This window comes from Bradyrhizobium sp. WD16 (assembly GCF_024181725.1).
Classification (GTDB): domain Bacteria; phylum Pseudomonadota; class Alphaproteobacteria; order Rhizobiales; family Xanthobacteraceae; genus Bradyrhizobium_A.
Map to the genome: position 1 here is coordinate 3,546,385 of NZ_CP028908.1, position 13,899 is coordinate 3,560,283.

Consider the following 13,899-nt stretch of genomic DNA (forward strand, 5'->3'; position numbering starts at 1 on the left):
CGATGGGCGGCACGTCCAAATCAACCCAGACCAGCACCTCGCAGGCGACACCTTACGCGGCGGCGCAAGGATCGATCGACAGCATTCTCGGCGCGCTCGGCGGCCAGATCGGCAATGCCGGGCTGACGGCAAAGCAGAGCGGCGCGCTCAACTCCATCGAGAGCAACGCCGCCGCCGGCAATCCATATGCGGGCGCGATCGGCAACGCCGCGACCGGCCTCCTCAACGGCGGCGGCGCCCAGGCCAATGACGGCGCCATCGCATCGAACCTGAAAAACTACCAGGGCCTGCTGCAGCCCTACGCCTCCGGCGGCATGATCGGCAACAACACGGCGCTCAAGGCGCAGCTCGACACCGCCGCGTCGGACGTGACCAACCAGGTCAACAGCCAGTTCGCCGCGGCGGGCCGCGACGGCTCGCCGGCGAACCTGCAGGCGCTCGGCCGTGGCATCACCCAGGCCCAGGCGCCGATCATCGCCGCGCAGTACAACCAGGATGTTCAGAACCAGCTGAACGCCGCGAACAGCATCTATGGCGCCGGCAACACCACGTACGGTCTCCTGAACCAGAACCAGGCCGCCGCCAATCAGAACCAGCAGGCGGGTGTCGGCGTCGCATCCTCGGCTCTCGACGCCAACAACTGGGGTGCCAATCAGATCCTCAACGCCGAGCAGAACCGCTTTAACATCCCGACCAGCGATTATCAGACGTTGCTTGGCGCGATCTCGCCGGTCGCCCAGGCTTTCGGCACCAATACCGGTACCCAGAACAACACCAACACCATGAGTGGGGCCCAGCAGTTCGGCACTATCATGAGTGGCCTCGGCTCGCTGTTCGGCAAGATCCCGCTGAAATTCGGCTGAACTGATCTTTTCGAGCCCGGAAAAACTTACGACCAGCCCGGCGGCAAGAGGACAGGTGGTGCCGCCGTTTCTGGCCCGACCTCTTCGGACCGGCTGATCGACCCGAATCTAGGACCATCCTTGCCCGCTGCCAAGCCCTCCCAGTGGCTGCCGTTCGGATGGCTGCCGGCGCTGTCGCTCGAACTGCGGCGCCAACAGGACGGGAAACCGCTGCAATAGACAACTCCCGCCATCCTCGAGCCGGCACCTTCTCCAGTCCGCCATCTTCGATCTAAGGGGTGATCAATGCCGTTCTTTCTGTGGTCCCGCACGCCTGCCAACAACGGCACGGCCGATCCCACCTGTCCGTGGCCGGAGGGCATGGCGCCCGCCCAGGTCAACGACAGCGCCCGCGGCAACATGGCGCGGCTGCGCGAATTCGCCGACGACATCGCCGGCGCGATCGTCACCGCCGGGACCAGCTCGGCCTACACGGTCGCGAGCTATGAAACCTTCGACACGCTCGCGCATCTCGGCGGCAAGGTGCGGGCCATCATTGGCGCACTCGGCGCGGCAGGCCGCGGTGCACTGGCCACGGCCCGGCCCGGGCAGACAGACTCCGACGGCCGGCGCTAGTGGCCCGGTTGAGCGGGCGCGTCGTCCGGCAACCGCTGCAGAGCGTGCTCCGGCGTCCAGGAATAGTTGCCCGGCGGCACCGGCGCTGATGCTGCGGCTTTGGGCTTCGAGAGCCACGCGTCCACCAGCGGCTCAGCCACATAGACCCGCGCGAGCGTCCACGCGGCTATCGACAGCACGACACCGAGCAAAACGTACGGGCCGAGCGGGGTGAAGAACGGCTCACGCGGCTTCGGTCGATCGGACCGCCAATCCGCGGGGCTGAGGTCGACGACGCCGTCCTCGCGCGCGGGGGTATCCACATAAACAGCCTTGGAAGGTAATCGCTTCATGGCCTATGCCGACAATGTCGTTTCAGCGGAATCGGGCGGCGATCCCGACGCACGCAACGCGCGGTCCTCGGCGAGGGGGGCAGGGCAGTTCATCGACGGCACCTGGCTCGACATGATCGCGAGACACCGGCCGGACCTGGCCGAGGGGCGATCGCGCAGCGAGATCCTGGCACTGCGATCCGACAAGGATCTCTCCAAAGCCATGGTAGACGCTTATGCCGCCGACAATGCCGGCGCTCTGACCAGCGCCAGCCTGCCGGTGACGCCGGGCACCACGTATCTCGCACATTTCGCCGGTCCGCAAGGGGCGGTCGGGTTGTTTAACGCCGGACCCACAACTACCGCGGGCGCAATCCTGGGGCCCGCGGCCGTGAAGGCGAACCCCTTCCTGGCCGGCATGAGTGCCGCCGACGTGGCTGCCTGGGCAGATCGCAAGATGGGCGGAGCGGGGCGGCCGGCCTCGGCCGCGGCGCCACTGTCGATCGCCGGGCCGCCGCCGGGTCAGGAGTCCGCCGACATCGTTCCGGCAACGCCGAAGCCCGCACCGCGAGGCGCCATCCAGATTGGCGGGTCGAGCCCGGCGCCCGTCGATCTCGCCGCGCTGGCGCAGGTGCCGCAGCCGGCGCCGCTGCTCCTGCCGCAGCGAGCGAGGATCAATCTTGCCCAGGCCTATGGCCGGGCTTCATCGAGGGGGTGACATGGGAGTTCTGGACTATGTGTTGGATGGAAGCCGCGCCTCCAGGATCGCGCCGCTGGCGCTGCCCAACTCGGCGGCGCCGTTCGGCGTGCTCACCCCGCAAGAGCAGGCGCAGATTCCGGCGGGGCTTCCCGAGAAGTTAACTGCGGCCATGATCGACGGTCTCACAAACGTGATCGCGACGCCGGGTCGCATTCTGCAGTCGAAAGTCCCACTCACCACTGAGGATATGATCGGCCCGGCGCTGGACACCGCGCTGCTGCTGTCCGGCCCGAAGCCGCCGCCATTTGCGCGTCGGCTCGGCCTGCCGCCGCTTCCCCCGGGCGGCTGGGTGACCCACATCGGTCCGAATGGTCCGGTCGTGGAGGGGTTGCAGGGGAGGGCTGCCGAAGCAACCGATTGGCTCCGCTAGGCCGAGACCGGCGATGTGAGGGGGTGCTGGATCATCCAGAGGTGCAGGGGCCGGTCGACCTGATCTGGGGCAATGATCGTGGCGGTCTACAGCACATCGACGGCAAGCACCCCGGTGCGGCAGACCGAATGCCGGAGATGTGGCAGGCGCTAAAAAGGGTCAGCGATAGCGCGAACAGGACGGTGCTGGAAAGCGGGCAGGCTCGCGCCGTGGTGCAGAAGGACTTTTTCGGCGAGCCGAAGAATTGGCTCAATACCTTCTTCGAACCCGGAAAGGCATACGACCAGCCCGGCGGCAAGAGGATTGGTGGTGCCGCCGATTCTGGCCCGACCTCTTCGAACCGGCTGATCGAGCCGAATCTAGGACCATCCTTGCCGGCTGCCAAGCCCTCCCAGTGGCTGCCGTTCGGATGGCTACCGGCGCTGTCGCTCGAGCTGCGGCGCCAACAGGACGGGAAACCACTGCAATAGACAACTCCCGCCATCCTCGAGCCGGCACCTTCTCCAGTCCGCCATCTTCGATCTAAGGGGTGATCAATGCCGTTCTTTCTGTGGTCCCGCACGCCTGCCAACAACGGCACGGCCGATCCCACCTGTCCGTGGCCGGAGGGCATGGCGCCTGCCCAGGTCAACGACAGCGCCCGCGGCAACATGGCGCGGCTGCGCGAATTCGCCGACGACATCACCGGCGCGATCGTCACCGCCGGGACCAGCTCGGCCTACACGGTCGCGAGCTATGAAACCTTCGACACGCTCGCGCATCTCGGCGGCAACGTCATCGGTTTCACGCCGCATACCGGCAACGCCTCGCCGGTGACGCTGAATGTCGATGGCCTCGGCGCCAAGCCGCTGCGCCTGGCGCCGGGTGTCGAGGTGCCGGCGGCAACGCTGGTGCAGGGCACGCCCTACATCGCGCTCTACAATGCGACCGACGGCGCGTTCTATCTGCGTGGCTTCCTCAACCTGCCGTATTCGGTGCCGATCGGCGGCCTGATGCCGTTCATCAGCGCGAGCGTTCCGAATTCGAATTTCGTCCAGCCCTACGGGCAGGCGCTGAGCCGGACAACCTATTCCACGCTGTTCTCGTTGGTCGGAACGACTTACGGCTCAGGTGACGGCTCGACCACGTTCAATATTCCCGACCTGCGCGGGCGCGTTCCGGTTGGCGCTGATGCGATGGGTGGAGTAGCAGCTGGGCGCGTTACATCGGCTGGAGCTGGTGTTGACGGTGCGACCCTCGGCGCGACAGGAGGGGCTCAAAACCATACGCTCACTATCGCGGAAATTCCGGCCCATAATCATGGCACTATTGATCCTGGGCATGCGCACTCGTTCTCGGCGATGCAAAATGGATACTCTGGCCTTTTGTCCGGTGGAACCGGATCTCCATTCGGCACATCGCCTGGTGGGACTTCTGGCGCAACCACCGGCGTCACCATCACTCTGGCCGGCGGCGGCAACGCTCACCCGATCATGCCACCGTCGATTGTCGTGCCGTATATCTTGCGGGTGATCTGAGTGCTTTATCCGCGTGGAGGGACGAAGTGATTTAGGATCGCAAACCTAAGCCTTGACCAATATGCTGCATGCATCGTCTTGAAAGGAAGCCGAGCGAACATCGTTTGAGGATCGACTGGGATTACGGTTGAGATCGCAATCTCCTCATTATCTCGATGCGCGGTCCACGCGGCTTCGGAGATTGTAGCACTGCTGATGTTATCAACCGGGATGCGGAACGGGGCGTCGGTGGTCTTCTGAAAAACGACCTCAATTCCGTAGTCGCGGAATCGGTCGTCCTGGAAGCCGTTCTCGCGCAAAGCCCTCGACGTGCGGCGCCATGGGCCAGACGAGATTTTTTGGTCAACGAGACGGTACGAGTTGGCGGATGCTAGATCGTGGAATATGGCCGGATTATACGTGAAATAACAGTGCAGGAAGTAGCCACCCATCGGCAATTCGTGATGGATGATGCCGCCTAACTTTGCGAGGTCGTGGATCGTTCGCATCGCGAGCATCTGGTTAATCACGTGCTCGGTCGTACCGTAGTTGGTGACCAAATCAAATTTCCCAAGCATGTCGGTCTCGACGAAATCGATGTTGAGGTCATGGAGCCTGGTATCCGGCGCATCGAAAATGTCGATCGCCGTATAGTCGAAGCCGACCGCTTTGAGGATTGCTCCGAGGTACCCGCCTTCGCCAATTCTGGCAGCCTCATTGTCGCTGATCGAAACGTTGGCCCCCTTGTCCCGAAATAGCTGAACGAGCTTTGCGGCGGTTCCCGGATCGCAGTTCAAGTTCTGCGTGCCAAGTTCTGCAATCTTGGCGCCTAGCGGCACCGATCCGCCACGGACCAGTTCCGCAATCTTATCCAGCGTTTTAGCTGATGCGCCCATCTGTCCTGCTTCCTCCAGCTTTCGATCGCAAGTTTAGCGGTTGGGAGACGAAGTCAGCAACAATCACAGTTGCGTCTCCGCAACCACCTCCGGGGGCGGCGTTTTCATGCGGGTTTAACCTCGACTGCGCTCGACCCCAACCAGTGGGGACGCGCTAAGGCTCGCCGTGACCGGTCCGGTCCCGCGTAACGTCTGGTCGCGGCGCGCGCGAAACGGGGGACCCACGTCCCGAAAAGGCGGGCGCTTCAAGGCTAGGAAGAATCGGCAATAAGCATGCTTGCAAGTGGTCTACGCCCGCCACGGCAGGTTCGAACTGCGCTGCGGATGATCTAATCTCTAATTCGACTGATCGAGCGTCAGCAGGGTGTTGCTGCGCGTCTTGGTGACCTCGCGATATCCGGCGAGCTTCATGTGCTCTATGCAGTCTTCGGACCAGTTGTCGCGCTCGAGGTGTTCAATGGCGACCGTTGCAGGCCAGAGAGAACGCGGGGCTTGGCGAAAGAACGGCATGAGTACCTTGTCCTCATAGCCTTCGACATCGACCTTCAGCGCATCGATGCGATCGGCGCCGCTGTCGGTGACGACTCCGAGCAGCGTCTTGGCGGGAACGCTCACGCCGCTGTCGCTGATCCGACACGCACCAAGGTTTGCCTGATCGGTGCTGATCGACAGCTGTCCCTCTTTCTCGCCAATTGCGCAATTAAGAAGAGTGACGTTCGAAAACTGAAGCTCGCCGGCATTGAAGCTGAGACGCCGGAATGCAGTCGGGTGAGGCTCGATGGCGATCACCCGGCCGTCGCGGCCAATGTGCGTGGCGATCGGCAGGGTGAAAGTCCCGACATTGGCGCCGACATCGACAAAGGTGCTTCCCGGTTGGAGGCGGCGTCTCAGGAAGTCCAGCTCTCCGATGTTGTATTCGGGATTGAACAGGGCGCCCATCTCGGTCGCGCTGTCTCGGTGATGAAATCGAAACCTGGCCCCCTGGTAAATCGTGTCGACAGGGGCCGCGCCGATGAGGCGCGACATGAGCGGACGGAACGCGCCTCGTTTCAATTTTGAATGCTGGATGACGGCCAGGATCAAGTTCCTGGCTTCTCCGGGGGCGTAGGTTCCGAATGGGGCTTCAGACATCGTGCGACCTCACCGAGAAATCCTTGGAAACCTTTAGCCGTGCGGGCCCGGCCCGACAAGGCGACAGTCAGCCGCCCTCGGGCGGCTTTTTTCATGCCTGAGGTGCAGATGACCAATCTCTCGAGCCTGATAGTTCTCAATGCAAAACGATGGCGGGCCGCCAAGCTCACGCGCGACGCTTCCGGGCCGGCCCGCCGGCTGGTTGCCGCCCGCGCCCGCTATCAGTCGGTGTCGGCGACGACCGGCGTGCCCTGGTTCGTCATTGCCGTGATCCATATGCGGGAAAGCGCCCAGGACTGGCGCCGGAGCCTTGCCCAGGGCGATCCGTGGGATCGGGTCTCGACCCATGTCCCGAAGGGGCGGGGGCCGTTCAGGAGCTGGGAGGACGCGGCGATCGATGCGCTCGCCGATTGCCCGCCCTATGCCGCCCGCTGGCGCGACTGGAGCACCGGCGGGGCCCTGACCCTGATCGAGCAGTACAACGGCCTTGGCTATGCCCGGCGCGGGCAGCCGTCGCCCTATCTCTGGGCCGGCACCGACCAGTACAGCCGCGGCAAATACGTTGCCGACGGCCGCTTCGATCCGCAGGTGGTCGACCCGCAACCGGGCTGCGCCGCGCTGCTGCGCGCCATGCAGCAGCTCGACGCCGCGATCGACTTCGGCATCCCGGCCGCGACCGCTGTCGCGGCGGTGGCGGCCGCGCCGGCTGCGCCAGCGCCTTCCATCACCAATCCCGCTCCGGGCTCGCTCGGCGCCTGGATCGCCTCGTTCTTCAGGAAAGGAAAATGATCATGCTGGTGAAGCCCAATGCCGCCTGGGCGAGGCTCAAGGTCGCCTGCCTGCACTCCCTGACCGTCGCCTGGTCCTATCTGCTCGCCGCGGCGGGGGCGGCGCTGGAGGCCGTCAACCAGCTCGGTGACGCGCTCGGCGATCCCCAGCTGAAACAGCAGATCGCCGACGCGATCGGCGACACCACCATGGCCGCCCGGGCGCTCCTCGCCATCGCCGCCGTCACCTTTCTGGCCCGCATCCGTTCGCTCGGGAAACAGCCCTGATGTGGCAGCTCCTGCTCAACCTGATCGGCGGCCCGATCATCTCGGGCGCGCTCGAGGCCTACAAGGCCCGGCTGAAGGCAACGGACAACGATGATCAGCGCGCGCTCGAGCTCCTGCAGAAGGAGGTCGAGGCCGACATCGCCGCGCGGGCCGAGGCGACCAGGCTCCTGATTGCCGAGCAGGGGCACTGGTACACCGCGGCCATCCGGCCGCTGTTCGCCGCGCCCTTCGTCATCTTCGCCTTCAAGGTCATCGTCTGGGACAAGGTGCTCGGGCTCGGCGTCACCGACGCCCTCGATGCCAACATGTGGGGCGTCTTCCAGGTCGTGGTGGTGTCGTATTTCGGCGCCAGCACGGTCGAGCGCGTGACGCGGATCTTCAGGCGGAGCTGAGCACGGTTACCGAAGGAGGGTGTCATGACCACGCCGACCGACGTGCGGATGATCGCGGAGGAGGTGGCGCGAGCGACCGTGAAGGAGTTCTTCCTCGCACTCGGGGTCAATGCCGATGATGCCGAGGCGGTCATTGCGGTACAGAAGGATTTTGCCCATCTGCGTGCGTGGCGCGAGGCCACTGAAACAGTCAAGCGGAAGGGCCTTGCCGCCGCGGTCAGTGTCATCGTGACCGCCATGCTCGGTCTTATCTGGCTGGCTGTCAGCCGGCATTGATCGCGAGGGTCAGATCCTGAAGAAGACATACCAGACCACGGCGAGCAGGATGACGGCGCCGACAAGACTTACCGCCAGCACGTAGAAGACCGAGGGGTCGCGCTCGGCCTGGCGCGCCTTCAGGCTCGGTTCCTGCCGTTTCTTCAGGCATTATTGTTCCGCAGGTTTGATATGCCGCCGCGGGCAGCGTCCATGGCTGCCGCATTTGCGCCCCCGGGGGGCCAGCGGGAATAAATTGGCGTCGGCGTGGTTGGCCCTTACAAGTACCGCGCGCGGCCGTCCTCATGCCATAGGGAGGTACTACCATGTGCCCGGTTTCCGCTTCTTCAGTGCGCGCCAAGGCGGTGAGATCGAGGGTGGCATTCGTGCTCGCGATCGTCATCGGCTTCGGCGCGATGCTCGCGCCGGCGATGGCGGCCCACAAGCGCGGACATCGCCCGCATCACCCGAGCTTCGTGCAGCCGGCGCCGCGGCCGGTGTTCGATCCGACAGGCGGCAACGCCGCTGCCGGCGGCAACAACGCCAACTCGATGAGCGGTTCGAACAGCGCCGGGGAAAACGCCAACGGCCGCAGCAGCGGCGGCGGTTTCGGCGGCATGTAACCTGGGGCGCTGCCCCCCGAGCTGGGAATCGTCGGTGCAGCGCGGTCCGATCACGCGCTCCTCGTCGCCGATCAGGAGCTTCGGCCCGTTCTCGCGCCTCGGGACGATGACGCGCAACGGGCGCTTCGAATGGTGAGCCGAGAGCCTGATGGCGGCGAGGACGGTGTCGAGGCTCAGAGCCGCTGAACGTGCGGCTGCGATGGCGCGCCGCTCAGAGACGACAGGCAGAAATCGTCGCCGCGTTCGGCGCGTTCGATGTCGTCAAGGCTGATCACGCCGACCAGGGTGTAGTCGTCGATCACGGGCAGATGCCTGATCTCGCGCGCGTGCATGAGCGCGCGGACGTCGTCAAGCGCGTCGGCAGAGCTGCAGGACACCAGCCGCTGCACCGAAATCAGTGTGGAGATTTTCAGCGCGAGGCCCGCGTTGCCGTGTTCGGCAAGTGCCCGTGCGGCGTCCCGGGCGGTGAAGATGCCGACCGCGACGTTGCCTTCAGTGCGGCAGACATCCTTGACGACCAGCGCGCCGGTCTCTTCGGTCTGCAGCAGCCGGACGGCAGTGGCGACAGTCTCATGCATGCGGACCGTGGCGATCCGCGTTCCCTTCCTGTACCGCAGCATGTCACCGACATTCATTACAACCTCCACCGCGTTGGCGCCCGAGGGGCGGAAGGACTGCCTGTCCTATTGTTCTGGAATTCTGGTATACATTATGCCAGTTCGTCAACAAGAAATTTGTGCAACTTGGTATAAAAATACGACAGCATCCCTGACCTATGGCTCCGGCGGCCGCACTGCGGCGACTGGCAAGCCGATGCGGGTGTCCCGGGATCAAAAGAGGCGGCTGCTCCAAAGAAAAGTCGCCCCCTGGCGTGCAGGGGGCGACATCGGAGCTGGACGGCCGTCGGGGAGGTGAGGCCGCCCTGATCTTTAGTGCTTGCGCTTCAGCAGGTCGGCCAATGTGGCCCCGAGGCGGGCCGGTGACGGCGAGACCTTGATGCCGGCCCCCTCCATGGCGGCAATCTTCGATGCGGCGTCGCCCTTGCCGCCGGCGATGATGGCGCCGGCGTGACCCATGCGTCGCCCCGGCGGCGCGGTGCGGCCGGCGATGAAGCCGACCATCGGCTTCCTGCGGCCGCGCTTCGCCTCGTCCTTGATGAACTGCGCCGCATCCTCCTCGGCTGATCCGCCGATCTCGCCGATCATGACGATCGACTCGGTCTTGGGGTCGGCCAGGAACAGCTCCAGCACGTCGATGAATTCGGTGCCCTTGACCGGATCGCCGCCGATGCCGACGGCCGAGGTCTGGCCAAGGCCGACCTGCGAAGTCTGGAACACCGCTTCGTAGGTGAGGGTTCCGGAGCGCGACACGACGCCGACGCTGCCCTTGCGGAAGATGCTGCCGGGCATGATGCCGATCTTGCATTCGCCGGCCGTCATCAGTCCCGGGCAGTTCGGGCCGATCAGGCGCGTGCGCGAGCCGGAAAGGGCGCGCTTGACCTTGACCATGTCGGCGACGGGAATGCCTTCGGTGATGCAGACGACCAGCGGAATTTCGGCGTCGATCGCCTCGCAGATCGCATCCGCCGCGCCCGGCGGCGGCACATAGATCACCGAGGCCTCGGCGCCGGTCTGGTCACGGGCTTCGGCCACCGTATCGAATACAGGCAGGCCGAGATGGGTCGAGCCGCCTTTGCCCGGAGAGGTGCCGCCGACCATGCGCGTGCCGTAGAGCATCGCCTGTTCGGAATGGAAGGTGCCGTTCTTGCCGGTGAAGCCCTGGCAGATCACCTTCGTTTGAGAATTGATGAGAATGGACATCAAGCGGCCTCCTTGCGCACTGCGCGGACGATCTTCTGCGCCGCATCGTCGAGGTCGTCGGCGGACAGAACGTTCAGTTTGGCGTCGGCGATGATTTTCTTGCCGAGCTCGACGTTGGTACCCTCGAGCCGTACCACCAGCGGCACCGACAGGCCGACCTCGCGTACCGCCGCGACCACGCCCTCGGCGATGACGTCGCAGCGCATGATGCCTCCGAAGATGTTGACGAGGATTCCCTTCACGTTGGGATCGGAGGTGATGATCTTGAACGCGGCCGCGACCTTGTCCTTGGTCGCGCCGCCGCCGACGTCGAGGAAGTTCGCCGGCGTCGCGCCGTAGAGCTTGATGATGTCCATGGTCGCCATGGCGAGGCCGGCGCCATTGACCATGCAGCCGATCTCGCCCTCGAGGGCGATGTAATTGAGATCGTATTTCGAAGCTTCGATCTCCTTGTCGTCCTCTTCGCTGAGATCGCGCAATTTCAGCACGCCCGGCTGGCGGAACAGGGCGTTGCTGTCGAAGCTGATCTTGGCATCGAGGCAGCGCAGTTCGCCCTGCTCGGTGACGACCAGCGGATTGATCTCGAGCATCGCCATATCGCGCGTGGTGAAGGCAGCGTAGAGCTGCTTGATCAGCTCCGCCGCGTGCTTGGCGAGATCCGCGGAGAGGCCGAGCGCCCGGGCGACGCGGCGGCCGTGATGCGGCATCACGCCGGTGGCCGGGTCGACCGAGAAGGAGACGATCTTCTCGGGCGTCTTGTGCGCCACTTCCTCGATGTCCATGCCGCCTTCGGTCGAGACCACCACGGCAACGCGCGAGGTGGTGCGGTCGACCAGCATGGACAGATAAAATTCCCGGGCGATGGCGCAGCCATCCTCGACATAGAGGCGGCCGACCTCCTTGCCGGCCGGGCCGGTCTGCACCGTCACCAGCGTCGCACCGAGCATTTCGCGGGCGAAGCGCTCGACCTCCTCCATGCTCCGGGCGAGGCGGACGCCGCCCTTGTCGCCGGCCGAGGCTTCCTTGAAGCGGCCTTTGCCGCGGCCGCCGGCATGGATTTGCGACTTCACCACGTAGACGGGGCCGGGCAGCGAACGTGCCGCCGCAACGGCTTCTTCGACCGTGAACGCCGGCTGACCGGCGCCGACCGGCACGCCGAACTCCTTCAAGAGCGTTTTCGCCTGGTATTCGTGGATGTTCATTTCGCCCTCCCTGTCCGATTTTCGGCAACGCGTTTGGCGCGGCCAGGTGCATAGGGCCGGCTTGCGCCGAACCTTGCATTATGTATAATGTATACCAGATCTCAGCCCGGCGCGATTGTCAAACGGTTTTGGGGTCCTGGTCTGCCGGTCGCCCGAGGGGTCATGCATGGGCAGACGCCCCTCGTTTGGGAGGGATCCGACGCGGTCTGGCTGACGGCAGGCAAAAAAAGAGCGCGTGCCTTCTGACACGCGCTGTGCAGGTTGAGGCTGCAGCACCGAAGTGCCGCAGCGTGGGGTTCGTGCCTCAGGCGACGCGCGCCTTGACCGTGGTCTCGGCGGCCTGCTGATGACCTTCGATGAAGTTGCGGCGCACCGGCTTGATGACAAAAATCGCGAGCAGGGCAGCGGTGGCGTTGAGCGCCACGGCGAGGATGAAGACCGCTTTCCAGCCCTGGGATGCCGCGATCACGCTCGCCAGCGGCACCAGCAGCGACGCGGTGCCCTTCGCCGTATAGAGCATGCCGGCATTGGTGGTGGCGAATTTGGCGCCGAAGGTGTCACCGCAGGTCGCCGGGAACAGGCTGTAGATCTCGCCGAACACGGAAAAATAGATCGCGGTGGCGAGGACGAACACCACCGGATTCTGTCCCCAGTTGGCCAGCGCCAGCAACATCACGGCCCCCGTCGCGAAGGCGATGAACATGGTGTTCTCGCGGCCGATGTTGTCGGAGACGAAGCCGAAGAACGGCCGGCCAAAGCCATCGAAGATGCGATCGAGAGAGATCGCAAAAGTCAGTGCCGCCATCTGGAAGCCGAACAGGCTGACCGGCACGTTGGCGATCTTGTAGTCGTGGGCGATCGGAGCGATCTGGGCCGCTGTCATCAGGCCGCCCGACGCGACCATGACGAAAACGATGTAGAGCAGCCAGAAGATCGGCTGGCGCAGCACCTGTGAAGGGGGCACATCGATCTTGGTCTGCGGCAGGTTGAGTTGCTTCTTGCGGACCGGCATCGCGTGCTCCGGCTTGCGCAGGAACAGTGCCAGCACGAACACGATCAGGCCCTGAGCGATGCCGAAGGTGAGGAAGGCCTTCTCGTATCCGCTCGAGGCGATCATCTGCGCGATCGGCACCACCGTGAGCGCCGCGCCGGCGCCGAAGCCCGCCGCAGTCGCCCCAGCGGCGAGGCCGCGGTGGTCCGGGAACCACTTCAGCGCATTGCCGACGCAGGTGCCGTAGACCGAACCTGCACCAATGCCGGCGATCACCGCCGCGAGATAGAGCACCGGCAGTGAGGAGGCCATGGAGTTGAGCAGCCAGGCCAGCGTGATCATCGCCGCGCCGAAGATGATGACGACGCGCGGGCCGTAACGGTCGACGAACCAGGCCTCGACCGGGACCAGCCAGGTTTCGGTGACGACGAAGATCGTGAAGGCGAACTGGATGGCGGCGCGGCCCCAGTGGTACTTGGCGTCAATCGGGTCGACGAACAGCGTCCAGCCATACTGGAGGTTTGCGATCATCGCCATGCAGACGATGCCCATGGCAAGCTGAAGCCACCGGAAGGCGCCTGAATTGACGGGCGAGGGGACGGACGTCGATTGGGGATTAGCGGTCATGTTTCCTCCGGTGCGCATGTTCTGAAGGGCTTGAAGCCGAGGCGCTGCCAGAATTGAAGTCTGGTATACCTTATTCCAACTTGCAAGCGGATTTGGCCTGGCCTGATGCACAAAGAAAAAGGCCCCGGCGAACCGGGGCCCAAGTCTGGGAGGAACCTAAAAACTGGAAAACCGCGTCGTCGCGTCGACGTTGCGCGGCGCGTCCATCTCGCGGTGCGCTTGGCACGAGAGACGTCTCAGGCAGCCCGCGAGGGGTGGAACGTGGTTCTGCGCTTACAGCCCGAAATAGGGTAGATCACCGTTGCGGGCGGCGATCAGGGCGACCTTGTCCAGCGCGGTTTCGATCATGCTGAAGAATCGGCCGAACAGGCTCTGCGACGGCAAGCGGCCCAGCGAAGTGATGGAGGACATCGTCGAATTCCTTCTTTTATCGGGTCTTGCTCAGTTCCTGGTGGGCGCCACCCGACGGTACCCGACCATTTGATGTCCTTA

19 protein-coding genes are annotated in these 13,899 nt (G+C 64.5%); 11 read left to right on the forward strand and 8 right to left on the reverse strand.

Annotation, left to right across the window (positions count from 1 at the left end):
- The first annotated feature begins 2 nt into the window (after nt 1-2).
- Nucleotides 3-863 (forward strand): tail fiber domain-containing protein, encoded by an 861-nt coding sequence (locus DB459_RS16445; protein ID WP_253706311.1) that lies wholly within the window; start codon nt 3-5, stop codon nt 861-863.
- 285 nt (nt 864-1,148) lie between these two features.
- Nucleotides 1,149-1,478, forward strand: a complete 330-nt coding sequence (locus tag DB459_RS16450; protein ID WP_253706312.1) for a hypothetical protein — start codon at nt 1,149-1,151, stop codon at nt 1,476-1,478.
- Here the strand turns inward: DB459_RS16450 and DB459_RS16455 are convergent.
- The gene (locus tag DB459_RS16455) at nt 1,475-1,810 is read right to left on the reverse strand and encodes a hypothetical protein (RefSeq protein ID WP_253706313.1); all 336 of its coding nucleotides are present in this window, start codon (nt 1,808-1,810) and stop codon (nt 1,475-1,477) included. The two genes, DB459_RS16450 and DB459_RS16455, sit on opposite strands and share 4 nt — an antisense overlap.
- On the opposite strand from DB459_RS16455, the gene DB459_RS16460 reads away from it, so the two are divergent.
- The 4 genes from DB459_RS16460 to DB459_RS16475 all read left to right on the forward strand — a co-directional run bounded on the left by DB459_RS16460 (nt 1,809) and on the right by DB459_RS16475 (nt 4,436).
- Nucleotides 1,809-2,507, forward strand: a complete 699-nt coding sequence (locus DB459_RS16460; protein WP_253706314.1) for a hypothetical protein — start codon at nt 1,809-1,811, stop codon at nt 2,505-2,507. The two genes, DB459_RS16455 and DB459_RS16460, sit on opposite strands and share 2 nt — an antisense overlap.
- 1 nt (nt 2,508) lies before the next feature.
- On the forward strand, nt 2,509-2,919 hold the full coding sequence (locus DB459_RS16465) for a hypothetical protein (RefSeq protein WP_253706315.1): 411 nt from the start codon (nt 2,509-2,511) through the stop codon (nt 2,917-2,919).
- 23 nt (nt 2,920-2,942) lie between these two features.
- Nucleotides 2,943-3,389: a hypothetical protein gene (locus tag DB459_RS16470; RefSeq protein ID WP_253706316.1), complete on the forward strand. Its 447-nt coding sequence runs from the start codon at nt 2,943-2,945 to the stop codon at nt 3,387-3,389.
- A gap of 180 nt (nt 3,390-3,569) precedes the next feature.
- Entirely contained in the window at nt 3,570-4,436 is an 867-nt protein-coding gene (locus DB459_RS16475) for a phage tail protein (RefSeq protein WP_253706317.1), read from the forward strand.
- Between the two features lie 5 nt (nt 4,437-4,441).
- On the opposite strand, the gene DB459_RS16480 is transcribed toward DB459_RS16475, so the two are convergent.
- Together DB459_RS16480 and DB459_RS16485 are read right to left on the reverse strand one after the other, a co-directional pair.
- The gene (locus DB459_RS16480) at nt 4,442-5,311 is read right to left on the reverse strand and encodes a bifunctional 2-polyprenyl-6-hydroxyphenol methylase/3-demethylubiquinol 3-O-methyltransferase UbiG (RefSeq protein WP_253706318.1); all 870 of its coding nucleotides are present in this window, start codon (nt 5,309-5,311) and stop codon (nt 4,442-4,444) included.
- A 336-nt stretch (nt 5,312-5,647) separates the two neighbouring features.
- A complete protein-coding gene (locus tag DB459_RS16485; protein WP_253706319.1) occupies nt 5,648-6,442 on the reverse strand; it encodes an FkbM family methyltransferase in 795 nt (264 codons plus the stop codon).
- A gap of 108 nt (nt 6,443-6,550) precedes the next feature.
- Between DB459_RS16485 and DB459_RS16490 the strand changes: the two genes are divergently transcribed.
- From DB459_RS16490 to DB459_RS16510, 5 genes are all read left to right on the forward strand, one after another.
- Complete coding sequence (locus tag DB459_RS16490) at nt 6,551-7,231, forward strand: hypothetical protein (protein WP_253706320.1); 681 nt, start codon at nt 6,551-6,553, stop codon at nt 7,229-7,231.
- Complete coding sequence (locus DB459_RS16495) at nt 7,228-7,497, forward strand: hypothetical protein (protein WP_253706321.1); 270 nt, start codon at nt 7,228-7,230, stop codon at nt 7,495-7,497. The genes DB459_RS16490 and DB459_RS16495 overlap by 4 nt, the downstream gene beginning before the upstream one ends.
- Entirely contained in the window at nt 7,497-7,889 is a 393-nt protein-coding gene (locus tag DB459_RS16500; protein ID WP_253706322.1) for a hypothetical protein, read from the forward strand. The genes DB459_RS16495 and DB459_RS16500 overlap by 1 nt, the downstream gene beginning before the upstream one ends.
- Nucleotides 7,890-7,913: 24 nt before the next feature.
- A complete protein-coding gene (locus DB459_RS16505) occupies nt 7,914-8,165 on the forward strand; it encodes a hypothetical protein (protein WP_253706323.1) in 252 nt (83 codons plus the stop codon).
- A gap of 356 nt (nt 8,166-8,521) precedes the next feature.
- A complete protein-coding gene (locus DB459_RS16510; RefSeq protein ID WP_253706325.1) occupies nt 8,522-8,767 on the forward strand; it encodes a hypothetical protein in 246 nt (81 codons plus the stop codon).
- 173 nt (nt 8,768-8,940) lie between these two features.
- On the opposite strand, the gene DB459_RS16515 is transcribed toward DB459_RS16510, so the two are convergent.
- The 5 genes from DB459_RS16515 to DB459_RS16535 all read right to left on the reverse strand — a co-directional run bounded on the left by DB459_RS16515 (nt 8,941) and on the right by DB459_RS16535 (nt 13,818).
- Nucleotides 8,941-9,402: a CBS domain-containing protein gene (locus DB459_RS16515; protein WP_253706327.1), complete on the reverse strand. Its 462-nt coding sequence runs from the start codon at nt 9,400-9,402 to the stop codon at nt 8,941-8,943.
- A 294-nt stretch (nt 9,403-9,696) separates the two neighbouring features.
- Nucleotides 9,697-10,587, reverse strand: coding sequence for a succinate--CoA ligase subunit alpha (gene sucD / locus DB459_RS16520; protein ID WP_253706328.1), 891 nt, complete (start codon nt 10,585-10,587; stop codon nt 9,697-9,699).
- On the reverse strand, nt 10,587-11,789 hold the full coding sequence (gene sucC, locus DB459_RS16525; protein WP_253706329.1) for an ADP-forming succinate--CoA ligase subunit beta: 1,203 nt from the start codon (nt 11,787-11,789) through the stop codon (nt 10,587-10,589). The genes sucD and sucC overlap by 1 nt, the downstream gene beginning before the upstream one ends.
- A 304-nt stretch (nt 11,790-12,093) precedes the next feature.
- Nucleotides 12,094-13,407, reverse strand: coding sequence for an oxalate/formate MFS antiporter (gene oxlT, locus DB459_RS16530; protein WP_253706330.1), 1,314 nt, complete (start codon nt 13,405-13,407; stop codon nt 12,094-12,096).
- Between the two features lie 273 nt (nt 13,408-13,680).
- Nucleotides 13,681-13,818: a hypothetical protein gene (locus DB459_RS16535; RefSeq protein ID WP_253706332.1), complete on the reverse strand. Its 138-nt coding sequence runs from the start codon at nt 13,816-13,818 to the stop codon at nt 13,681-13,683.
- Nucleotides 13,819-13,899: the final 81 nt, after the last annotated feature.

Excerpts from the sequence above, each read along its gene's own strand:
- DB459_RS16535 (WP_253706332.1), bottom strand. The coding sequence starts at position 13,818 with ATGTCCTCCATCACTTCGCTGGGCCGCTTGCCGTCGCAGAGCCTGTTC.
- DB459_RS16465 (WP_253706315.1), top strand. The coding sequence starts at position 2,509 with ATGGGAGTTCTGGACTATGTGTTGGATGGAAGCCGCGCCTCCAGGATC.
- DB459_RS16445 (WP_253706311.1), top strand. The coding sequence starts at position 3 with ATGGGCGGCACGTCCAAATCAACCCAGACCAGCACCTCGCAGGCGACA.
- DB459_RS16475 (WP_253706317.1), top strand. The coding sequence starts at position 3,570 with ATGGCGCGGCTGCGCGAATTCGCCGACGACATCACCGGCGCGATCGTC.
- DB459_RS16455 (WP_253706313.1), bottom strand. The coding sequence starts at position 1,810 with ATGAAGCGATTACCTTCCAAGGCTGTTTATGTGGATACCCCCGCGCGC.
- DB459_RS16480 (WP_253706318.1), bottom strand. The coding sequence starts at position 5,311 with ATGGGCGCATCAGCTAAAACGCTGGATAAGATTGCGGAACTGGTCCGT.
- DB459_RS16500 (WP_253706322.1), top strand. The coding sequence starts at position 7,497 with ATGTGGCAGCTCCTGCTCAACCTGATCGGCGGCCCGATCATCTCGGGC.
- sucD (WP_253706328.1), bottom strand. The coding sequence starts at position 10,587 with ATGTCCATTCTCATCAATTCTCAAACGAAGGTGATCTGCCAGGGCTTC.
- DB459_RS16505 (WP_253706323.1), top strand. The coding sequence starts at position 7,914 with ATGACCACGCCGACCGACGTGCGGATGATCGCGGAGGAGGTGGCGCGA.
- DB459_RS16495 (WP_253706321.1), top strand. The coding sequence starts at position 7,228 with ATGATCATGCTGGTGAAGCCCAATGCCGCCTGGGCGAGGCTCAAGGTC.
- DB459_RS16485 (WP_253706319.1), bottom strand. The coding sequence starts at position 6,442 with ATGTCTGAAGCCCCATTCGGAACCTACGCCCCCGGAGAAGCCAGGAAC.
- DB459_RS16515 (WP_253706327.1), bottom strand. The coding sequence starts at position 9,402 with ATGAATGTCGGTGACATGCTGCGGTACAGGAAGGGAACGCGGATCGCC.
- DB459_RS16490 (WP_253706320.1), top strand. The coding sequence starts at position 6,551 with ATGACCAATCTCTCGAGCCTGATAGTTCTCAATGCAAAACGATGGCGG.
- DB459_RS16460 (WP_253706314.1), top strand. The coding sequence starts at position 1,809 with ATGGCCTATGCCGACAATGTCGTTTCAGCGGAATCGGGCGGCGATCCC.
- DB459_RS16450 (WP_253706312.1), top strand. The coding sequence starts at position 1,149 with ATGCCGTTCTTTCTGTGGTCCCGCACGCCTGCCAACAACGGCACGGCC.
- sucC (WP_253706329.1), bottom strand. The coding sequence starts at position 11,789 with ATGAACATCCACGAATACCAGGCGAAAACGCTCTTGAAGGAGTTCGGC.
- oxlT (WP_253706330.1), bottom strand. The coding sequence starts at position 13,407 with ATGACCGCTAATCCCCAATCGACGTCCGTCCCCTCGCCCGTCAATTCA.